Annotated in this window: 19 protein-coding genes; 10 read left to right on the top strand and 9 right to left on the bottom strand. The window is 67.6% G+C overall.

Annotated elements, in window-relative coordinates; translation table 11 throughout:
* The first annotated feature begins 45 nt into the window (after positions 1–45).
* Positions 46–627, top strand: coding sequence for a pentapeptide repeat-containing protein (locus tag ACFVV0_RS04875; RefSeq protein ID WP_387058991.1), 582 nt, complete (start codon positions 46–48; stop codon positions 625–627).
* A 38-nt stretch (positions 628–665) separates the two neighbouring features.
* On the opposite strand, the gene ACFVV0_RS04880 is transcribed toward ACFVV0_RS04875, so the two are convergent.
* The 3 genes from ACFVV0_RS04880 to ACFVV0_RS04890 form a co-directional block, all read right to left on the bottom strand.
* Positions 666–1,511: a phosphotransferase gene (locus ACFVV0_RS04880; protein ID WP_387058994.1), complete on the bottom strand. Its 846-nt coding sequence runs from the start codon at positions 1,509–1,511 to the stop codon at positions 666–668.
* Between the two features lie 70 nt (positions 1,512–1,581).
* A complete protein-coding gene (locus tag ACFVV0_RS04885; RefSeq protein ID WP_387058997.1) occupies positions 1,582–2,253 on the bottom strand; it encodes an ABC transporter ATP-binding protein in 672 nt (223 codons plus the stop codon).
* Between the two features lie 26 nt (positions 2,254–2,279).
* Entirely contained in the window at positions 2,280–3,827 is a 1,548-nt protein-coding gene (locus ACFVV0_RS04890; protein WP_387059000.1) for an ABC transporter permease, read from the bottom strand.
* Between the two features lie 208 nt (positions 3,828–4,035).
* Between ACFVV0_RS04890 and ACFVV0_RS04895 the strand changes: the two genes are divergently transcribed.
* The 8 genes from ACFVV0_RS04895 to ACFVV0_RS04930 all read left to right on the top strand — a co-directional run bounded on the left by ACFVV0_RS04895 (position 4,036) and on the right by ACFVV0_RS04930 (position 10,590).
* On the top strand, positions 4,036–4,791 hold the full coding sequence (locus ACFVV0_RS04895) for a response regulator transcription factor (RefSeq protein ID WP_387059487.1): 756 nt from the start codon (positions 4,036–4,038) through the stop codon (positions 4,789–4,791).
* A complete protein-coding gene (locus ACFVV0_RS04900) occupies positions 4,788–6,398 on the top strand; it encodes a sensor histidine kinase (RefSeq protein WP_387059003.1) in 1,611 nt (536 codons plus the stop codon). Before ACFVV0_RS04895 ends, ACFVV0_RS04900 begins: the two co-directional genes overlap by 4 nt.
* A gap of 256 nt (positions 6,399–6,654) precedes the next feature.
* Positions 6,655–7,170 (top strand): 50S ribosomal protein L10, encoded by a 516-nt coding sequence (gene rplJ / locus ACFVV0_RS04905; protein ID WP_387059006.1) that lies wholly within the window; start codon positions 6,655–6,657, stop codon positions 7,168–7,170.
* A gap of 60 nt (positions 7,171–7,230) precedes the next feature.
* Entirely contained in the window at positions 7,231–7,617 is a 387-nt protein-coding gene (rplL, locus tag ACFVV0_RS04910; RefSeq protein ID WP_387059009.1) for a 50S ribosomal protein L7/L12, read from the top strand.
* 280 nt (positions 7,618–7,897) lie between these two features.
* Positions 7,898–8,041, top strand: coding sequence for a hypothetical protein (locus tag ACFVV0_RS04915; RefSeq protein WP_387059012.1), 144 nt, complete (start codon positions 7,898–7,900; stop codon positions 8,039–8,041).
* A gap of 65 nt (positions 8,042–8,106) precedes the next feature.
* Positions 8,107–8,757 carry a class I SAM-dependent DNA methyltransferase gene (locus ACFVV0_RS04920; protein ID WP_387059015.1) on the top strand — a complete coding sequence of 217 codons (651 nt, stop codon included), beginning with the start codon at positions 8,107–8,109 and terminating at the stop codon, positions 8,755–8,757.
* A 31-nt stretch (positions 8,758–8,788) separates the two neighbouring features.
* On the top strand, positions 8,789–9,259 hold the full coding sequence (locus ACFVV0_RS04925) for a MarR family winged helix-turn-helix transcriptional regulator (RefSeq protein WP_387059017.1): 471 nt from the start codon (positions 8,789–8,791) through the stop codon (positions 9,257–9,259).
* 92 nt (positions 9,260–9,351) lie between these two features.
* Positions 9,352–10,590, top strand: coding sequence for an MFS transporter (locus ACFVV0_RS04930; protein WP_387059020.1), 1,239 nt, complete (start codon positions 9,352–9,354; stop codon positions 10,588–10,590).
* A 104-nt stretch (positions 10,591–10,694) separates the two neighbouring features.
* Here the strand turns inward: ACFVV0_RS04930 and ACFVV0_RS04935 are convergent, their stop codons facing one another.
* From ACFVV0_RS04935 to ACFVV0_RS04955, 5 genes are all read right to left on the bottom strand, one after another.
* The gene (locus ACFVV0_RS04935; protein WP_387059024.1) at positions 10,695–11,702 is read right to left on the bottom strand and encodes a LacI family DNA-binding transcriptional regulator; all 1,008 of its coding nucleotides are present in this window, start codon (positions 11,700–11,702) and stop codon (positions 10,695–10,697) included.
* Positions 11,703–11,717: 15 nt separating this feature from the next.
* Complete coding sequence (locus ACFVV0_RS04940; RefSeq protein ID WP_387059027.1) at positions 11,718–11,969, bottom strand: hypothetical protein; 252 nt, start codon at positions 11,967–11,969, stop codon at positions 11,718–11,720.
* A 4-nt stretch (positions 11,970–11,973) separates the two neighbouring features.
* The gene (locus ACFVV0_RS04945) at positions 11,974–12,888 is read right to left on the bottom strand and encodes a carbohydrate ABC transporter permease (RefSeq protein WP_387059030.1); all 915 of its coding nucleotides are present in this window, start codon (positions 12,886–12,888) and stop codon (positions 11,974–11,976) included.
* Positions 12,885–13,922, bottom strand: a complete 1,038-nt coding sequence (locus ACFVV0_RS04950) for a carbohydrate ABC transporter permease (RefSeq protein ID WP_387059033.1) — start codon at positions 13,920–13,922, stop codon at positions 12,885–12,887. The genes ACFVV0_RS04945 and ACFVV0_RS04950 overlap by 4 nt, the downstream gene beginning before the upstream one ends.
* An 84-nt stretch (positions 13,923–14,006) precedes the next feature.
* Positions 14,007–15,284: an ABC transporter substrate-binding protein gene (locus tag ACFVV0_RS04955; RefSeq protein ID WP_387059036.1), complete on the bottom strand. Its 1,278-nt coding sequence runs from the start codon at positions 15,282–15,284 to the stop codon at positions 14,007–14,009.
* Positions 15,285–15,448: 164 nt separating this feature from the next.
* Between ACFVV0_RS04955 and ACFVV0_RS04960 the strand changes: the two genes are divergently transcribed.
* A complete protein-coding gene (locus tag ACFVV0_RS04960) occupies positions 15,449–17,332 on the top strand; it encodes an ABC transporter ATP-binding protein (protein ID WP_387059038.1) in 1,884 nt (627 codons plus the stop codon).
* 12 nt (positions 17,333–17,344) lie between these two features.
* Here the strand turns inward: ACFVV0_RS04960 and ACFVV0_RS04965 are convergent, their stop codons facing one another.
* Complete coding sequence (locus ACFVV0_RS04965; RefSeq protein WP_387059041.1) at positions 17,345–17,686, bottom strand: Lsr2 family protein; 342 nt, start codon at positions 17,684–17,686, stop codon at positions 17,345–17,347.
* Between the last annotated feature and the right edge of the window lie 142 nt (positions 17,687–17,828).

Here is a 17,828-nt window from a genome sequence, read left to right on the forward strand (position 1 = left end):
GCGACTGCGGCGACGAGGGTCGGCGGCTCCTGCTTGGATGAGCGCATGGAGAGCACGGTTCGGGGCGAAGACTGGTACGGGCGCGAGCTCGACGGCGACGAGTTCGAAGACGTCGAGTTCATCGATGTCGACCTGACAGAACTCGTCAGCAGGGCGGCCGTCTTCACTCGGTGCACCTTCCGCAACGTGAAGTTCAACGTCAGCGAGCACACCGACAGCGCGTTCGTGAACTGCACGTTCTTCCGGTGCAACTTCTTCGACGCCACCTTTCGCCGTTGCAAACTCACCGGCAGCACCTTCGACGGATGCGAGTTCGGGCTCCTCACGGTCGACGGAGGCAACTGGTCGTTCGTCGGCCTACCCCGCGCAGAACTCGCCGGCGCCGATTTCACCGGAGTGCGCCTGCGCGAAGCCGACCTCGCCCGCGCGCGCTGCACCGGAGCGACGTTCACCGGATGCGATCTCTCCGCCTCGACGTTCGAGGGCGCGGACTTCACGAAAGCCGACCTCCGCGGCAGCGACCTCACGGGCCTCGACCCACAGACCGTCACGCTCACCAACGCCACCATCGACGAACGCCAGGCCGTGACCATCGTCGAGTCCCTCGGTCTCATCGTCATCGGCTGACCCGCATCCGCTGACCGCATCCGGTCATCCGCGCGGAGTCAGGTGATGGCGGCGTGCAGCGCGGGCGCGTTGTCGGCGAGCCAGCCCTGGCGGCGCAGGATGCGGTCCCCGACGCCGTCGTCCCACATCCGTTTCCAGCCCCCGCCGCGTTCGATGGCGTTCCGCCGCATCGTGTGCCAGGATCGCTCGGCGCCGTTACGAGCCACGTCCACCACGCGTTCACGGTCGGCCGCAGAGAGATCGTAGGCGTCGAGAAGGGCAGCGCCCCGCGACACCGGGTCGACGTCGCGCACGGCCGGGTCGCGGTCCTCCGGCGACATCCAGGCGCCCCACCACAGCAGCAGATTGGCGACCTCGTCCAGCCGCGTAGCCGGCCGCACCAGGTCGAAATCGATGAGGGCGACGGCGCGACCCGAGCGGAAGACCACATTCTCCGGGGTGATGTCGAGGTGGGCGAGAAAGCCGGGGGTGCCGGAGATGGACGCCGGGCATCCGGGCGGGTCGACCCGTCGCGGGCCGAGCGCCCACTCGGGAACGCCGAGAGGTTGCACCGCGTCGTCGTACGCACGAACGAGGCGGGCGACACTGAGCGCGCGCGTCTCGTCGCCCACCCACGACGGCCAGGGCCGGCCGGCGACCTCGCCGGGGACGTAGGTCAGCACATCCCGGTCCGCCGCATCCACGCCCAGAAAGCGTGGCGCAGCCGTGAACCCGGCCGCTGCGAGGAAGTCGAGAACACCGCGCACCCGGCGCGAGGCGTCGCTCACCGGGCGGCGGACCGTGTCTCCGACGCGAACGAGCCCCTCCGTCACGTCACCGCCGAGCAGGGGGACCTCGGGGTCCGGATCGGCTGGTTCGACGTAACGGAGGGGCTCGGCGGTCATCCCCTCATGCTGCCAGAGTGTCGTCCGGCTGCGGGATGACACCGCTCGAGCGAGTCGCGTGGCGACGCGCTCAAGCGACTTCCTTCACCTGACCGTGCTTGATGTGCAGCCGCCGTTGCGCGCGCTTGGCCACCGCGCTGTCGTGCGTGACGACGATCAGGGTGAGCCCGCGGTCACGCCAGAGCCCCTCGAGGAGGTCCATGATCTCGTCGCGGGTCTCCTCGTCGAGGTTGCCGGTGGGCTCGTCCGCGAGCAGCACATCCGGGTCCTTCACGAGAGCGCGGGCGATGGCCACCCGTTGCTGCTGACCGCCGGAGAGCTCCGATGGCAGGTGGGTGCCGCGATCTCCCAGGCCCACGGATGCGAGGGCTTCTGTTGCGCGCCGCCTGCGTTCCGCGGCGCCCACCTTCAGCGGGGCGAGGGCCGTCTCCACGTTCTCCTGCGCCGTCAGCGTCGGGATCAGGTTGAAACCCTGGAAGACGAACCCGATCTCGGTGGCGCGGATGCGCGTGAGCCGGCTGTCGCGCAGGCCGGACAGGCTCGACGACTCCAGCTCGACCGTGCCCGAGGTGGGCCGGTCGAGGGCGCCGAGCATCTGCAGCAGCGTGGACTTGCCGCCGCCCGTCGGGCCCTGGATCGCCACGAGCTGGCCGTCCGGGATCTCGAGGCTGACGTTGTCGAGCGCGGTCACTCGGCGCTTCGACTGGGTGTACGTCTTGGTGACGTCGGTGAGCATGTACATGATCTTCTCCGGGATGGGGTGAGGGGTCAGGCGACCGAGCGGAGGGCGGCGGCGGGGCGAAGACGCGAGGCGCGCCATCCGCCGATCGCTCCGGCCAGGAGGCCGCCGAGAACGGCGAGGCCGACGGCGATGAGGACGACCCACAGGGTGACGGGGGCGTGCAGCGCGATGCTGGTGCTCGTGGATGCGGCGTTGGCGGCAGCCTGGAACGCCCCGCCACCGAACCCGCCGCCTCCGCCCGGCGCCGCCGTGCTCCCGCCGGTAGCGATGCGGTCAGCCCCTCCGGCGGCGTCGGCGAAGCCGTTGCCGACGCCGCCGGAGAGAGTCGGCGCGATCATGTTGACGACGAGCACGCCGATCAACCCGACGGCGATGCCGATGACGCCGCCGATGAGACCCTGAACGACCGATTCGCCGGCGACCTGCCCGACGATGCGGCGGTTGCTCCAGCCGATCGCCTTGAGGGTGCCGAACTCGCGGGTGCGCCGGGTGACGCCCGAGATGGTGAAGAGGATGGCGATGAGGAACGCCGCCGCCAGCACGATGATGGACAGCCAGGTGCCGAGGTCGGCGATCAGGTCGCCCGCGGTGCCGAGCGAGCCCGAGACGCTCGAGGCCAGGTCGGCCTGGGTGCTCACGGTCGCCGTCGGCAGGGCCTTGGCGAGATCGGTCTTGATCTGGCCGATGTCGCTGGATGAGGCGGCGGTCACGTACACGGCGCTGATCTTGCCCGCCTGACCGGAGAGGGTCTGGGCGACGTCCAGCGGGATGTACGTGTTGGCGGCCGTCGTGGCGTCGTTGCCGGTTGCCGACACGATCCCGATGACCGTGAAGTCCGTTCCGCCGATCGTGATGGTGTCGCCGACCGCCTTGCTCGCGGTCTTGGCGTATCCCGCATCGAGCACCACCACATCCGCCCCCACATCGGCCTTGGTGAACGTGCGACCGCTCGACAGGGTGACGGATGCGAGCGGGCCGACGGACGCGCCCGATGGGTCCAGCCCCATCACCGAGAACGTGTCGACGGTGAACGAGCTGCCGCCGGCGCCGTCTGCGCCGCCGGTGGGCGCGGGCGCCGGGACGGCGGTGGATCCGTCGGTGCCGCCACCCTGGCGCTGGTCACGGAGCTGCTGGAAGTCGGGCAGCGTTCCGCTGAAGCTCGTGTTGGTCAGGGAGAGCACCGAGGCGGCAGCCGACACGTTGGAGACGCTCTGCGCTGTGTCGAGGGCTTTCGCGTCCATGACGGTGGCGCCGCGCGTCGGCTCCAGCCGGGACGTGTCGACCGCCCGGCCCGCGCCCGTATCCGTTCCGGCGTCCGCTCCGAAGTCGAACCGCGGTCCGCCGCCCGCGCCCTGCTGGGCCGTCGCGGCCTGAGCCGTCGCCGGCTCGGTGACGGTGATGTCCGTCCCCACCCCGTAGACCGATTCGAGCACGCTGGCCTGGGCCTGTTTGACCCCGGCCGAGACGGCGTTGACGATGATGACGAGGGCGATCGCGAGGGCCATGCCCACGGCGATGATGATCGTCTGCTTGCGGCGGTTGACGAGCTCGCGGCGCAGATAGGTGCCGAACATAGGCTTCCGGTTTCTCTTCGAGGACTGACATGTTCGAGGTGAACGGTGCGACGGTAGAGTCGCGCTATTTGTCGGCGCTTTGCCGTACCTATGGGTTGGCTGACGTCACGCATCCGGGCGACCCGGATCGGCGCGCATACTTCACAGACTTCACATAGGTTTCGCATAGTCCGCGCGGAGGCGGCTCGCGATAATAGGAAAGGTGACCATGAACTCCCGCGCCGTGCCCGGCACCCCCAGCCAAACCCGCACCCTGCTGCGCCGTGCCGACGGCAGCTCCATCCGCGTGCTGGTCGTCGACGACGAGTCGACGCTCACCGACCTGCTCTCGATGGCCCTCCACTACGAGGACTGGGACGTGAAGACGGCCTCCAACGGCCAGCAGGCCCTCAGCATCTCCCGCGAGTTCAAGCCCGACGTCGTGGTGCTCGACATCATGCTCCCCGACATCGACGGTCTGCAGGTACTGTCCCGGATGCGCGCCGACGGCAACGAGGCACCCGTGCTCTTCCTGACGGCGAAGGACTCGCTCGACGACCGCATCGCCGGCCTGACCGCGGGCGGCGACGACTATGTGACGAAGCCGTTCAGCCTCGAGGAGCTCGTCGCCCGGTTGCGCGGCCTCCTCCGTCGCTCGCGTGCGGCAGTGGCCGACCACAGCGATCCTGTGCTCATCGTCGGGGATCTCGTGCTCGACGAGGACAGCTACGAGGTGCACCGCGACGGCGAGGCCATCCAGCTGACAGCCACCGAGTTCGAGCTGCTGCGGTTTCTCATGCGCAACCCCCGCCGGGTGCTGAGCAAGACGCAGATCCTCGACCGCGTGTGGAGCTACGACTTCGGCGGATCGTCGAGTGTCGTCGAGCTCTACATCTCCTACCTCCGCAAGAAGATCGACTCCGGCCGTGCGCCGATGATCCACACGGTGCGCGGTGCCGGCTACATGGTGAAGGCTGCGACGTGACCGCTGCCCCTGCGACGGGTGAGCACACATCGGAGACGCGGAAGCGCGGCGCAAGACTGCGCATCCGCCCGTTCCGTTCGTGGACCATCCGGAGCCGGGTGGTGCTCGTCGTCGTCGCAATGCTGGCGGTGCTGGGCGCAGTGATCGGCACGGTCAGTGTGTTCGCGCTGCAGGGATATCTCATGAGCCGCCTGGACGGGCAGCTCACGAGCGCCGTCGAACGCGGTCAGCGTGCGGCGAACAGGATCTACGGGAATGCCCCCACCGGTCCGGACGTGACCGGTATCGTCGCCGCTCCCGGACAGCCGGTCGGCACTTTCGGACTCGTGCGTAGCGGAAGCCTGCTGCTGTATCCGGTGATCCTGGCCAAGCAGACGGCCGGTGGCGCCCCGAACGACCTCGGTCCGCAGAACGTCCCGATCACCGCGACGGCCCTCTACACGCTCCCCTCGGACGGCAAGCCGCGAACGGTGAACCTCGGTCCCACGCTCGGCGAATACCGAGTGGCCGCGGCGAGTCTCACGAACGGCGACAGCGTCATCATCGGCCTGCCGCTGAACGATGTGAACGCCACCGTTCGCCAGCTGACGTTCGTCATCGTTCTGGTGTCGCTCTCCGGGCTGATCTTCGCGTTCCTCATTGCGAGCTTCATCGTGCGGCTGGCCGTCCGGCCACTGGAACGCGTCGCGGAGACGGCGCAAGAAGTGGCCGAGATGCCGCTCGACCGCGGCGACGTCGCGCTCTCGGTGCGCGTTCCCGACGCCGACACCGATCCGCACACCGAGGTCGGCAAGGTCGGGGCGGCGCTGAACCGGATGCTCGGCCACGTCGCCTCCGCGCTGACCGCCCGGCAGGCGAGCGAGCAGAAGGTGCGGCAGTTCGTCGCCGACGCCAGCCACGAGCTGCGAACACCGCTGGCGTCCATCCGCGGTTACGCCGAGCTGACGCGGCGCTCACCGCACGAGCTCCCGGGCGACGTGACGCGCTCGCTCGGCCGCATCGAGTCGGAGGCTACGCGGATGACCTCGCTCGTCGAGGACCTGCTGCTGCTCGCCCGGCTCGACGAGGGCCGCGAGCTCGATCGCGACCCGGTGGACCTGTCGATGCTGCTGGTGAACGCCGTGAGCGACGCGCACGCCGCTGGTCCGGATCACACGTGGTCCATCGTGCTGCCCGAGGAGCCGGTCGAGGTTCTGGGCGACCGCGCCCGACTGCACCAGGTGGTCGTGAACCTGCTCGCGAACGCCCGCGTGCACACGCCTGAAGGAACCCAGGTGACCGCGGCGCTCAGCCTGGACGAAGAGAGTGGCCGGGCGATCGTGACGGTCACCGACAACGGCCCCGGCATCCCGGAGGAGCTCAAGGCGACGCTGTTCGAGAGGTTCGCCCGCGGCGACAGCTCGCGCAACCGTGCGACGGGGTCGACCGGGCTCGGCCTGGCGATCGTGCACGCTGTCGTCGAAGCGCACGGAGGCGACGTGACCGTACAGAGCGATCCGGGGGAGACCGTGTTCACGGTGTCGCTGCCCGCGCGCACGGCGACCGGCGACGAGGCGCCCGCTCACGAGGCCTCCGCTCACGAAAATTCGGCCGACGCCACCGCGTGAGGCGCCGACTCGATTTGCTTCTGTGCCCGCGCATCCCGTAGCCTGTACGAAGCCAAAGACCGCTGGTCGTCGCGTGCGCAAGCATGCGAACGAAGATTCACTCAGGTGAGGGCCCGCGCAGGTGTGTGAAGCAAGTTTCGCAAGCTCCCGTTTGCGCCGCCAGCTCCGTGCCCTTGCGCCGGAGCTTTTTTCTTTGCCCGCGGTCGAGGCGCACATCGCTCCCGCGGTGTGCGACGCAAAATCAGAGGAGTAGGCCATGGCGAACAAGGAAGCCGCGGTTGCCGAGCTTGAGGATCTCTTCAAGAGCTCGACCGCCGTTCTGCTGACCGAGTACCGCGGTCTCACTGTCGCTCAGCTCAAGCAGCTGCGCACATCGATCAGTGAGCACGCGACGTACGCCGTGGTGAAGAACACGCTGACCAAGATCGCGGCCAACAACGCCGGCATCTCGTCGTTCGACGAGGAGCTCGTTGGGCCGTCCGCGATCGCCTTCGTGCACGGAGACCCTGTCGCCGTCGCGAAGTCGCTGCGTGACTTCACCAAGGCAAACCCTCTCCTGGTGGTCAAGGGCGGTTACTTCGACGGTAACCCGCTGACCGCAGCAGAGGTAGGCAAGCTCGCCGACCTCGAGTCTCGTGAAGTTCTGCTGGCGAAGCTCGCCGGCGCCTTCAAGGCCTCGCTGTTCGGAGCCGCATATCTGTTCAACGCACCGCTGTCGCAGGCCGTTCGCACGGTCGACGCGCTGCGTGAGAAGCAGGAGTCCGCTGCGTAGTCCATCCCCCGGGATGCCTACCAAGCGGTTGAGTACACGAAAAAATCTAAGGAGAAAATCATGGCAAAGCTGTCGACTGACGAGCTGCTCGACGCGTTCAAGGAGCTCACGCTCATCGAACTGAGCGAGTTCGTGAAGAAGTTCGAGGAGACCTTCGAGGTCACCGCCGCCGCCCCCGTCGCCGTTGCTGCGGCCGGCGCCGGCGCTGCTGCCCCCGCCGAAGAGGTCGAAGAGAAGACGGCGTTCGACGTCGTCCTCGAGGCGGCCGGCGAGAAGAAGATCCAGGTCATCAAGGAGGTGCGCGCCCTCACCAGCCTCGGCCTCGGTGAGGCGAAGGCACTCGTTGACGGCGCCCCGAGCACCGTGCTCGAAGGCGCCACCAAGGAAGCCGCTGACAAGGCGAAGGCTCAGCTCGAAGAAGCTGGCGCCACCGTCACCCTTAAGTAGTCTGCGCCCCATCGGGGCTCTTTCTACCGCAGGCTGACACGCCTGACGCACGTCGCGACGCGGACTCCTTCATACCGAGTATCCGCGTTGCGAGGGCGTCGTTCCCCGCAACGGGAACGACGCCCTCTGTGTTTTAAGCCCGTCTGGGCCGAACCACAGGGTCAGGCAGCGCGGATGCCCGGGCCGGCCGCCACCAACCGGTGGCGGCTCACCCAGCGTCCGATCGCGCCCGCCTGCGGGCGGAAGGTGTGCAAGGACGCACATCCGAGAAAGAACCACGATGAACACCGACAAGTTGCGCGGCTATGCCGTGTACTGGCGGCAGCTCGCTGTCGCCGTCCTCACGGGGGAGGTGCGGGCGCGCACAGCGCACCCGCCGGATCTGTACCGCAGTTCGGCCCAGCACGGGCCGATCCTGCGGTAGCCTCCATCCCTTCGAAAGCCCCCGGCCCTGGAACGGCCGGGGGCTCTCTCTTTACACTCGGAGTCATGTCCGAACCGCTCGATGTCGCCGCCACTCGCAACGCCTACGACACGGTCGCGGCCGACTACGAGGAGCTGCTGCGGGACGAACTGGCGCAGAAGCCGATCGACCGTGCGGTGCTCGGTGCGTTCGCCGAGTATGTGGTCGCGTCCGGCGGCGGCGAGGTCGCCGATCTCGGCTGTGGTCCCGGCCGGGTGACCGCGTACCTCGCGGACCTCGGGCTCGACGTGTTCGGCGTGGACCTGTCGCCCGGGATGGTCGGTGTGGCCCGGGCCGCGCATCCGGAGCTCAGGTTCGACGTGGGAACGATGGCGTCTTTGGACATCCCGGATGCGTCACTCGCCGGAGTGGTGGCCTGGTACTCGATCATCCACACGCCACCCGAGCGGCAGGCGGGGATCTTCGCGGAGTTCGCCCGCGTGCTGCGGCCGGGCGGCTGGTTGTTGCTCGCCTTCCAGGTCGGCGACGAGGTCGTGCATCTGCAGCGCGCGTACGGCCACGAGATCGACCTCCACACGCGGCGGCAGTCGCCGGAGCGCATCCGGGAGTTGCTCGAGGGCGCCGGGCTCGCGGAGTTCGCGCGGACCGTGCGTGAGCCCGTTGCGCCGGAGAAGTCGGCTCAGGCGTACGTGCTGGCAGTTTCATTGCACGCTTGATTTATATAGACAAGCTATATATACTGGTGACATGTCTCGACCCGACCTCAGCGAACTCCACCAGACACTCGGCGACCTCGTCGTCGCCAGCCACCGACTAGCCCGGCTCGCCGCCCGGGTGACCGGCAACACCGAATCCCCGGCGACCTGGCGCACGCTCAGTGTGTTGCAGACCGGCGGCGCGATGCGCCTGGGGGAGCTCGCCGCGAACAGCCGGGTGTCCCAGCCGACGATGACGAAGATCGTGCGCAACCTGGTCGACTCCGAATGGGTGAAACGGATCGCCGACACCGACGACGCCCGCGCCTGGCAGATCGCGATCACGCCCAAGGGGGCCACGGCCCTGCAAGACTGGCGCGACGAGCTGACCAGCGCTCTCGTGCCGATGTTCGCCGACCTCAGCGAAGAAGAGGTCGCTGCACTGCGCCGCACCGTGGAGATCATCGGGTCGCGCGTCGACCTCTCGACGGCGACGTCCCAGGCCGTCACCGGCTCGCACTGACCCGCTGCACAACCCATCCCGCACGGCACCTTCCCGTGCCACCACCTCGACCACTACGCCGTCACACCGACGATCGGAGCCCTGAACCCTTCATGTCCCACGACAAGCCCACGAGCATCCTGAAACAGCCGACCGCCGTCTGGGCGGTCGCATTCGCGTCCGTCATCGCCTTCATGGGCATCGGCCTGGTCGACCCGATCCTGCCGGCCATCGCGGCCAGCCTGAAGGCGACACCGACCGAGACGGAGATGCTCTTCACGAGTTACCTGCTCATCACGGGCGCAGCGATGTTCTTCACGAGCTGGATCTCGAGCCGGATCGGCGCGAAGAAGACGCTGCTGATCGGGCTCGCTCTGATCGTCGTGTTCGCGCTCGCTGCGGGGCTGTCGCCCAACGTCGAAGCCATCATCGGGTTCCGCGCCGGCTGGGGGCTCGGAAACGCGCTCTTCATCTCGACCGCGCTGGCGACCATCGTCGGAGCGGCATCCGGCGGAACGTCGTCGGCGATCATCCTCTACGAGGCGGCGCTCGGCCTCGGCATCGCGATCGGGCCGCTGCTCGGTGGTCTGCTTGGAAGCTGGAGCTGGCGCGGGCCGTTCTTCGGTACGGCGGTGCTGATGGCCATCGGGTTCATCGCGATCGTCCTCCTGCTCAAGAAGAACCCCGAGAAGCCGACCCCCACCTCCCTGAGCGCGCCGTTCAAGGCGCTCGCGAGGCCGGCCCTCGGCTTCCTCGCCGCCGCCGCGCTCTTCTACAACATCGGCTTCTTCGTGCTGCTGGCCTACACGCCGTTCGCACTGGTGCCGCTGGGCATCGACTCGGCCATCAGCCTCGGGTTCATCTTCTTCGGCTGGGGCGTCGCGCTCGCGATCACCTCGGTGTGGGGTGCTCCACTGCTGACCAACCGGATGCCGCGCACCCGTGTGCTCTGGATCGTCATGCCGTTGCTCGCCATCGACCTCGCGGCGGCCGCACTCTTCATCGCATCCGTCGTCGGCCTGATCGTCTGCGTCATCGTGGGCGGACTGCTGCTCGGCATCCTGAACACGGTGCTCACGGAGTGCGTGATGGAGTCGACGGACCTGCCCCGCACGGTGGCGTCGAGCGCATACTCGGGCGTGCGGTTCCTCGGCGGAGCGATCGCCCCGCCTGCCGCGACCCTGCTCGCCTCCACCATCTCGCCGGCCACGCCGTTCTTCGGGGGAGCGATCGCGGTTCTCATCGCCGTCGCGCTCCTGCTCATCGGCCACAAGCACCTGAAGCGCGTCGACGGCGTCGAGGAGTCGCCCGTCGAGGAGGCCCAGGCCCTCACCCTCGCCGACGCTTCCTGACCGCGGCGCCGCCCCCGAGTCCGCACGAACTACCTCGCGAGTACGCGAGAAGTCGCCCGAAAACTGTCGAGTACGCAGAGAATCCGCGTACTCGGCTGTTGGGGTCAGGCGGGTGGGGCGGTGGAGGTGCGCGTGATGAGGGTGACGGGGGAGCGCACGGAGCGGGTGCGTGGCTCGGCGCCCGCGAGCTCGTCGAGCAGGATCTGGGTGGCGGCGGCCCCCTGCTCGAACGGGTTCTGCGCCATCGTGGTCAGTCCGAACGACTCCGCGAAGTCGTGGTTGTCGATGCCGATCACCGAGAGATCGTGCGGAACGGAGAGTCCGTGGTCGTGGGCGGCGAGAATGGCGCCGATCGCCATCTCGTCCGAGCCGGCGAACACCGCGGTGGGGCGCGGCCCGGGCCGATCGAGCAGTGCGTTCATCGAGGCGCGGCTGTCGGGAAGGGAGAACCGGCCCGGCAGAACCCACTCGGGACGCACCGTCAGGCCCGCAGAGCGCATCGCCTGCTGAAAACCGTGGAGGCGGCCGATCGGCACCTGCCGGTTGAGGCCCTCCTCGTCCTCACCGCCGATGTGGGCGATGTCCCGGTGGCCCAGCTGGATCAGGTGCTCCGTCGCCGCGCTGGCCGTGTGCTTCTCGTCGATCCCCACGCTGCGGAGACCCTTCACCGGCCCGCCGACGACGATGGTCGGGTGGCCGAGGGATGCGAGCTGATGGCGTTCGTCAGCGGTGAAGTCCAGGCAGAGCGCGAGCAGCGCATCCGTTCTCTTCCGAAGGATGCTGCGGTGGAAGACCCGTTCGCGGTCACCGCGATGCCCGCCCAGGTTGAACAGGATCATGTCGTAGCTGGCCGCTCGGAGCGCGGCGTCGACGCCCTCCAGCACGCTGGTGTAGAACCAGCGACTCACCGACGGCACGACGACGCCCATTGCGAGAGTGCGTCCGCTCGCCAGGCCCGATGCGCTCGACGAAGCCACGTAACCCAGCTCGTCGGCCGCCCTCCGCACCGCGGCACGGGTCGTGTCGGAGACGTTCGGCAGCCCCCGGAGGGCCCGGGAGACCGTAGCTGTGGAGACGCCCGTCGCGCGCGCGACCTCGTCGATCCCTGCCATCTGGTCGCTCCCTGCTCAGGAACTCTTGTTCGGCAGGTGCGCGGTGTGCTCCGTCTCCTCCACCGGCCGACGCGACGCCACGATGCGGCGCCGCGCCTGCCAGAGGACGACGAGGATGAGTACCAGCGCCAGCAACGTCAACGCCCAGCCCAGGGCGTCGGCGCCCGTGAACTCCACCACGATCGTCACGATCAGGAAGGCGAACGCGAAGAACCCGACGATGCCGATCCCGACGTCGACCAGTTCCAGCGAATCGTTCCAGCGCATCGCGTCAGCCCTTCACGCCGCCGGCGGTCAGCCCGGCGACGATCCGGCGTTGGAAGATCAGCACCAGGATCACCAGCGGAACCGTGACGATCGTGCCCGCTGCCATGACCGCGGTGTACGGCTCCTGGTGCGGCTGGCTGCCGGCGAAGGAGGCGATGGCCACGGTGACCGGCTGCGTCGCGTCGCTCGACAGCTGGCTCGAGATCAGATACTCGTTCCACGACGAGATGAACGCCAGGATGGCTGTCGTGAACACGGCGGGCGCCGCCAGGGGAAGGATGATCCTTCGGAAGGCCTGCGCACGGGTGCAGCCGTCGATGCGGGCCGCCTCTTCGAGGTCCCACGGCATCTCCCGGAAGAACGACGTGAGCGTGTACACCGCGAGCGGCAGCACGAACGAGATCTCCGGGATGATCAGCGCCTGGTACGTGCCCATCCACCCGATGTTCGTGAACAGCTGGAACAGCGGGGTGATGAGGGCGACGCCCGGGAACATCGAGGCTCCGAGGATGATGCCGAGCACGATGGCCTTGAACTTGAAGTCGAGCCGGGCGAGCGCGTATGAGGCGAACGTGCCGACGGCCAGGGCGATGATCGTGACGCAGGCACCGATGAACAGCGAGTTCAGCAGGGCCTGACCGAGATGGTTGCCCAGCTGGGTCGAAAACGCGGTGATGTAGTTGTCCCAGGTGAAGTGCGTGGGCGCCGGCGTCGTCTCGAAGGTGTACCCGACGTCACGGAACGATGTGACAACCATCCAGTAGAACGGGAGGAGACACCAGAGAACGATCACAATAGCGCTGACCCCGGTGCGGATGCCCTGGTTGCGGTTGCGGCTCTTGGCCTTGGTCTTCGTCTTCGGGCGGGGGAGGGTTTCGGCCTCCGCTGTCGCGGACGCCGGGCCGGCTACGGCGGTCATTTCTTCGCTCCCTTCTGCTGTGCTTCCTGCGTTTGCGCCACATTCGTTCCGAGGAACCGGACGAAGATCAGAGCGACGAGGAAGATGATGATGAAAGTGATCGTCGACAGGGCGGAGGCGCTGTTGAAGCCTTGCCTGATCTGATCGACCACCAGGATCGAGAGCGTGGTCGTGGCATTACCGGTGCCACCACCTCCGCCGGTGAGGATCTGCGGGAGGTCGTAGATGCGCAGCGCGTCGAGCACGCGGAACAGCACTGCTACGAGAAGGGCCGGTTTCAGGAGGGGCAGGGTGACCCGCCAGAAACGCTGCCAGGTGGTGGCGCCGTCGACCTTGGCGGCCTCGTACACCTCCTCGGGGATGATCTGCAGGCCGGCCAGAATGAGCAGCGCCATGAACGGCGTCGTCTTCCAGGTGTCGGCGATGATCACGGCGAACCGGGATGCCCATTCGTCGCTGGTCCACAGGATGTGCGCACCCAGCACGGCGTTGGCGACCCCTGCGACCGAGAAGATGAAGAACCAGAGCTTCGCGGTGACGGCGGTGGGGATGGCCCACGGCACCAGGATGGCGGCCCGGACGAGGCCGCGTCCGCGGAACGCGCGGTTCATGATGAGCGCGAACCACAGGCCGAGCAGGGTCTCGAACACGACCGTCGTCACGGTGAAGAAGAACGTGACGAAGACGGCGTTCCAGAACTGGGACCCCAGGTTGCCGGGCGGACATGAGATCGTCTCGCCGTTCGGCCCGGAGCACTGCTGGAACAACCAGTGCGCGTAGTTCTGGAAGCCCGCGAATCCGCCCTGTACGAACAGGCCGGTCGCGGGATCGAGTCCGGCATCCTTCTGGAAGGACATGATGATCGCGCTGACCACTGGGTAGCCGATGACGATGGCCAGAAGGATGATGGTCGGGATGATGAGGTAGAAGGCCCAGCGGCCCTCTTGCTGGCGGTTCTTCTTGACCCCGGCGCGTTTCTCGGGCGACTTGGGGTTGCGGGTTCCGGGTGGGGCGACGACGTTCGACGCTGACATGTGAGGCCTCCGGGAAGTTCTGTCTCGGGTAGAGGGGGACCGGGCGGCGGGATGGATCCCGCCGCCCGGTTGCCGTATCTATGGTTAGCCGGCGCTCGCCGTCTTGATGGCTGCAGCCATGTCCTTCAGCGCGTCCTCAACCGACTTGTCGCCCTTGAGTGCGGCGTACGAGTTGTCCTGGACGGCCTTCGTGATGGCCGGGTAGAACGGCGACACGGGACGCGGAACCGCGTTCTCGATCGACGTCTTCAGGGTCGACAGGTAGGGCAGCTGCGTGTTCAGGTCGGCGTCATCGTAGAGCGAGGCGACGACCGGAGCCAGCGATCCCTGCGTCACGAAGAAGCGCTGGGTCTCTTCGGTCTGCAGGAACTTCACGAAGTCGAAGGCGGTCGCCTTGTTCTTCGAGTAGACGCTGATCGCGGCGTTGTGACCACCCAGGCTGGAGACGCCGGGTCCGGAGACGCCGGGCAGCGGGGCGACGCCGAAGGTGTCCTTGACCTTCGAGTCTCCGTCTGTCTTGGCGAGGTTGTACACGTACGGCCAGTTGCGCAGGAACAAGAGCTTGCCTGCCTCGAACGACTGGCGGCCCTGCTCCTCCTGGTAGGTGATGGCCTCGGCGGGGATGGTCCCGTCCTTGAAGCCGTCAGCCAGTCGGGTCAGGCCCTTTGCGGCCTCGGGGCTGTCGACCGTGACCGTCTTGCCGTCGTCGCCGACGATGGTGCCGCCGTCGGTGTTGATGGCCTCGGCCACGTTCACCGTCAGGCCCTCATACTTGGCGAACTGTCCGGCGTAGCAGTTGATGCTGTTGGCCTTGGCGATGTCGCAGTCCTTGAGCATCTCATCCCAGGTTGCCGGAGGTGTCGGGACCAGGTCCTTGCGGTAGTACAGGATGCCGCCGTCGGATGTCTGCGGCGCCGCGTACTGCGTGCCGTTGTACGTGCCCGACTTGACCGTCGGTGCGAGCAGTTTCGAGTTGTCCATCTTGAAGTCGCCGGTCAGCGGCTGCAACCAGCCCTTGGCGGCGAACTCGCCGGTCCAGACGACGTCGACGTCGACCACGTCGTAGTTGGCGTCTTTGGCCTGGAAGTGCTGCACGAGGTCGTCGTGCTGCTGGTCGGCCTGGTCGGACTGCTCCTTGAAGGTGACCTTCTCGTCGGGGTGGGCCGAGTTCCACTTGTCGATCAGCGGACGGACGACATTGGAGTTGTCCTTGCCCTGAACGTAGGTGATCGGGCCTCGGCTGGTCATGTTGGCGCCGGCGTCTCCGCTCGCACCACCACCCGATCCTCCGCCGGTACATCCCGCCAAAGCGAGGCCGACGACAGCGACTCCGGCTATCACGGAGAGACGTGCTGCTTTCATTTCACTCCTCGTTGAGCTTCTTGGTGCAGGCGCGCTGTTGCGCCCGCCGCCAACGTACCTGGGCATTGCGACTTGTGCAAGCGTTTACGTCAAGCGCTTGCATCACGGTTGGGTCTCAGGATGGGCTGGTCTGCGGCGTCGGAAGGCGGGGTTACCCTGAACTCATGAGCGGGATGCGCGGAGCTGGCGGCGGAGGCGGCGGGCGCGGCCGCGTGAGCGGTGGCGACGCGGCGGCGCAGAAGGCGCTGAACGCCACAGCGCCGAAGATCCCGCATCTTCTGCGTCGCATCGGGGAGCTGTTCGCTCCGCACAAGACGGCGATCGTCATGACGATGGTGCTGGTGCTGATCGGCGCGGCGCTGTCGGTTGTTCCGCCGCTGCTCACGCAGCGGGCTTTCGACGACGGACTGTTCCCCCCGTCGGGAACACCGAACATGCCGGTGCTGATCGAGATCGTCGTGCTGATGATCGTCGTGTACGTGGGGTCCGCCCTGCTCGGCGTGTGGCAGACCTACCTGACCGCATCCGTCGGCAACAAGGTGATGGGCGCACTGCGCGTGCGGCTGTTCTCGCACTTGCAGTCGATGGAGCTGAGCTTCTTCACCAAGACCAAGACGGGCATCATCCAGTCACGGCTGCAGAACGATGTCGGTGGCGTGGCGAACGTGCTCACGAACACGATGTCGAGCATCCTGGGCAACACCGTCACGGTGATCGCCGCGTTCGTGGCGATGCTGCTGCTCAACTGGCAGCTGACGGTCGTGGCCGTCGTGCTGATGCCGATCCTGGTGATCGCTCAGCGGCGGGTGGGTCAGGTGCGCGCGCGCATCGCGACCAAGACGCAGGAGTCGCTGTCCGATATGACGGCGATCACGCAGGAGACGCTGAGTGTGTCCGGCATCCTGCTGTCGAAGAGTTTCAACCGTCAGGCGACCGAGGTCGGGCGCTACGCCGATGAGAACCAGAACCAGATCCGGCTGCAGGTGTCGCAGTCGATGAGCGGCCAGTGGTTCTTCGCGATGGTCAACATCTTCCTGTCGTCGATCCCGGCGATCGTGTACCTGGTCTCCGGATGGCTCGTGCTCGGCGGAGCGACGGACATCACGGCCGGCACGATCGTCGCCTTCACCACCGTTCAGGCGCGGTTGCTGTTCCCGCTGCTCGGCCTCATGCGCGTGGCGCTCGACCTGCAGACCTCGGGTGCCCTGTTCGCTCGCATCTTCGAGTACCTCGACCTCAAGCCCGCCATCGCAGACGCGCCCGAAGCGGTGCCCGTCGACCCGAGCCGTGACCTCGGCCGCATCGAGTTCGATCACGTGGTCTTCCGGTATCCGGATGCGCGGGCCGGCGAGCGCAACACGCTCGACGATGTCTCGTTCGTGATCGAGCCCGGCGAGTTCGCGGCCTTCGTCGGGCCGTCTGGGGCAGGCAAGACGACGGTGTCGTACCTCATCCCTCGCTTCTACGACGCGACGAGCGGGCGGATCGTGTTCGGCGACACCGACCTGCGCGACCTGCAGCAGGAGTCCCTGGTGTCGCACATCGGAGTGGTGAGCCAGGAGACCTACCTCTTTCACGCGACCATCGGCGAGAACCTCCGCTACGCGAAGCCGGATGCGTCGCAGGCTGACGTCGAGGCGGCGACGCGCGCCGCGAACATCCATGACACGATCGCCGGCTTCCCGGATGGCTACGACACCATCGTCGGCGAGCGCGGGTACCGGCTCTCGGGCGGGGAGAAGCAACGCATCGCGATCGCGCGCGTGCTGCTCAAAGACCCGGAAGTGCTGATCCTCGACGAGGCGACGAGCGCCCTCGACTCGATCTCGGAGCGGGTCGTGCAGGCTGCGCTCGACACGGCGTCTCGAGGACGCACGACGATCGCGATCGCGCACCGCCTGTCGACGATCGTCGGCGCCGACGTGATCTTCGTGATCGACCACGGCGAGGTGGTCGAGCGGGGGAGCCACCGCGAGCTGCTCGAGCTCGGCGGCGTCTACTCCCGGCTCTACCGGGAGCAGACCGAGACCGCGCTGCTCGACGACTGAGCGGCGCCGCGGTTACTTGTTCGCGGCGTGGTACGCCTCGGACACGGCGGCGGGGATGCGTCCACGGCTGGACACCGTGAAGCCGTTCTCGTTCGCCCAGGCACGCACGGATTCGAGGTCTCGCTTGACCGGCGTCGCGCGGCGTGGCGTGGTGGTGGTCGAGCGGCGGGATCGGGGCCGGCCCGCGGAGACGAACGGCTCGAGCGCATCCCGGAGGTCCTTCGCGTGCGCGGCGGAGAGGTCGATCTCGTATTCCACGCCGTCGAGCCCGAAGCTGACGGTCTCGCCGTCGCCATCGCCGAGGGGGCTCTGGTCGAGGTCGTCGACCAACTGGTAGATCACTTTCTGGGCCATGGTGTCTCCTCGTGGATCTGCCGTGTGCTGACGTTGTCGATGAATCTAGTGCATGCCCGTGCTGCTTCGCCCGCGCCCACTGCGCACAGTCGCGGGGGGGGGGGGGGGGGGGGGGGCGGGGGGCGGGGCGGGGGGCGGGGGG

The organism is Leifsonia sp. NPDC058230, assembly GCF_042882245.1.
Taxonomy (GTDB): Bacteria; Actinomycetota; Actinomycetes; order Actinomycetales; family Microbacteriaceae; genus Leifsonia.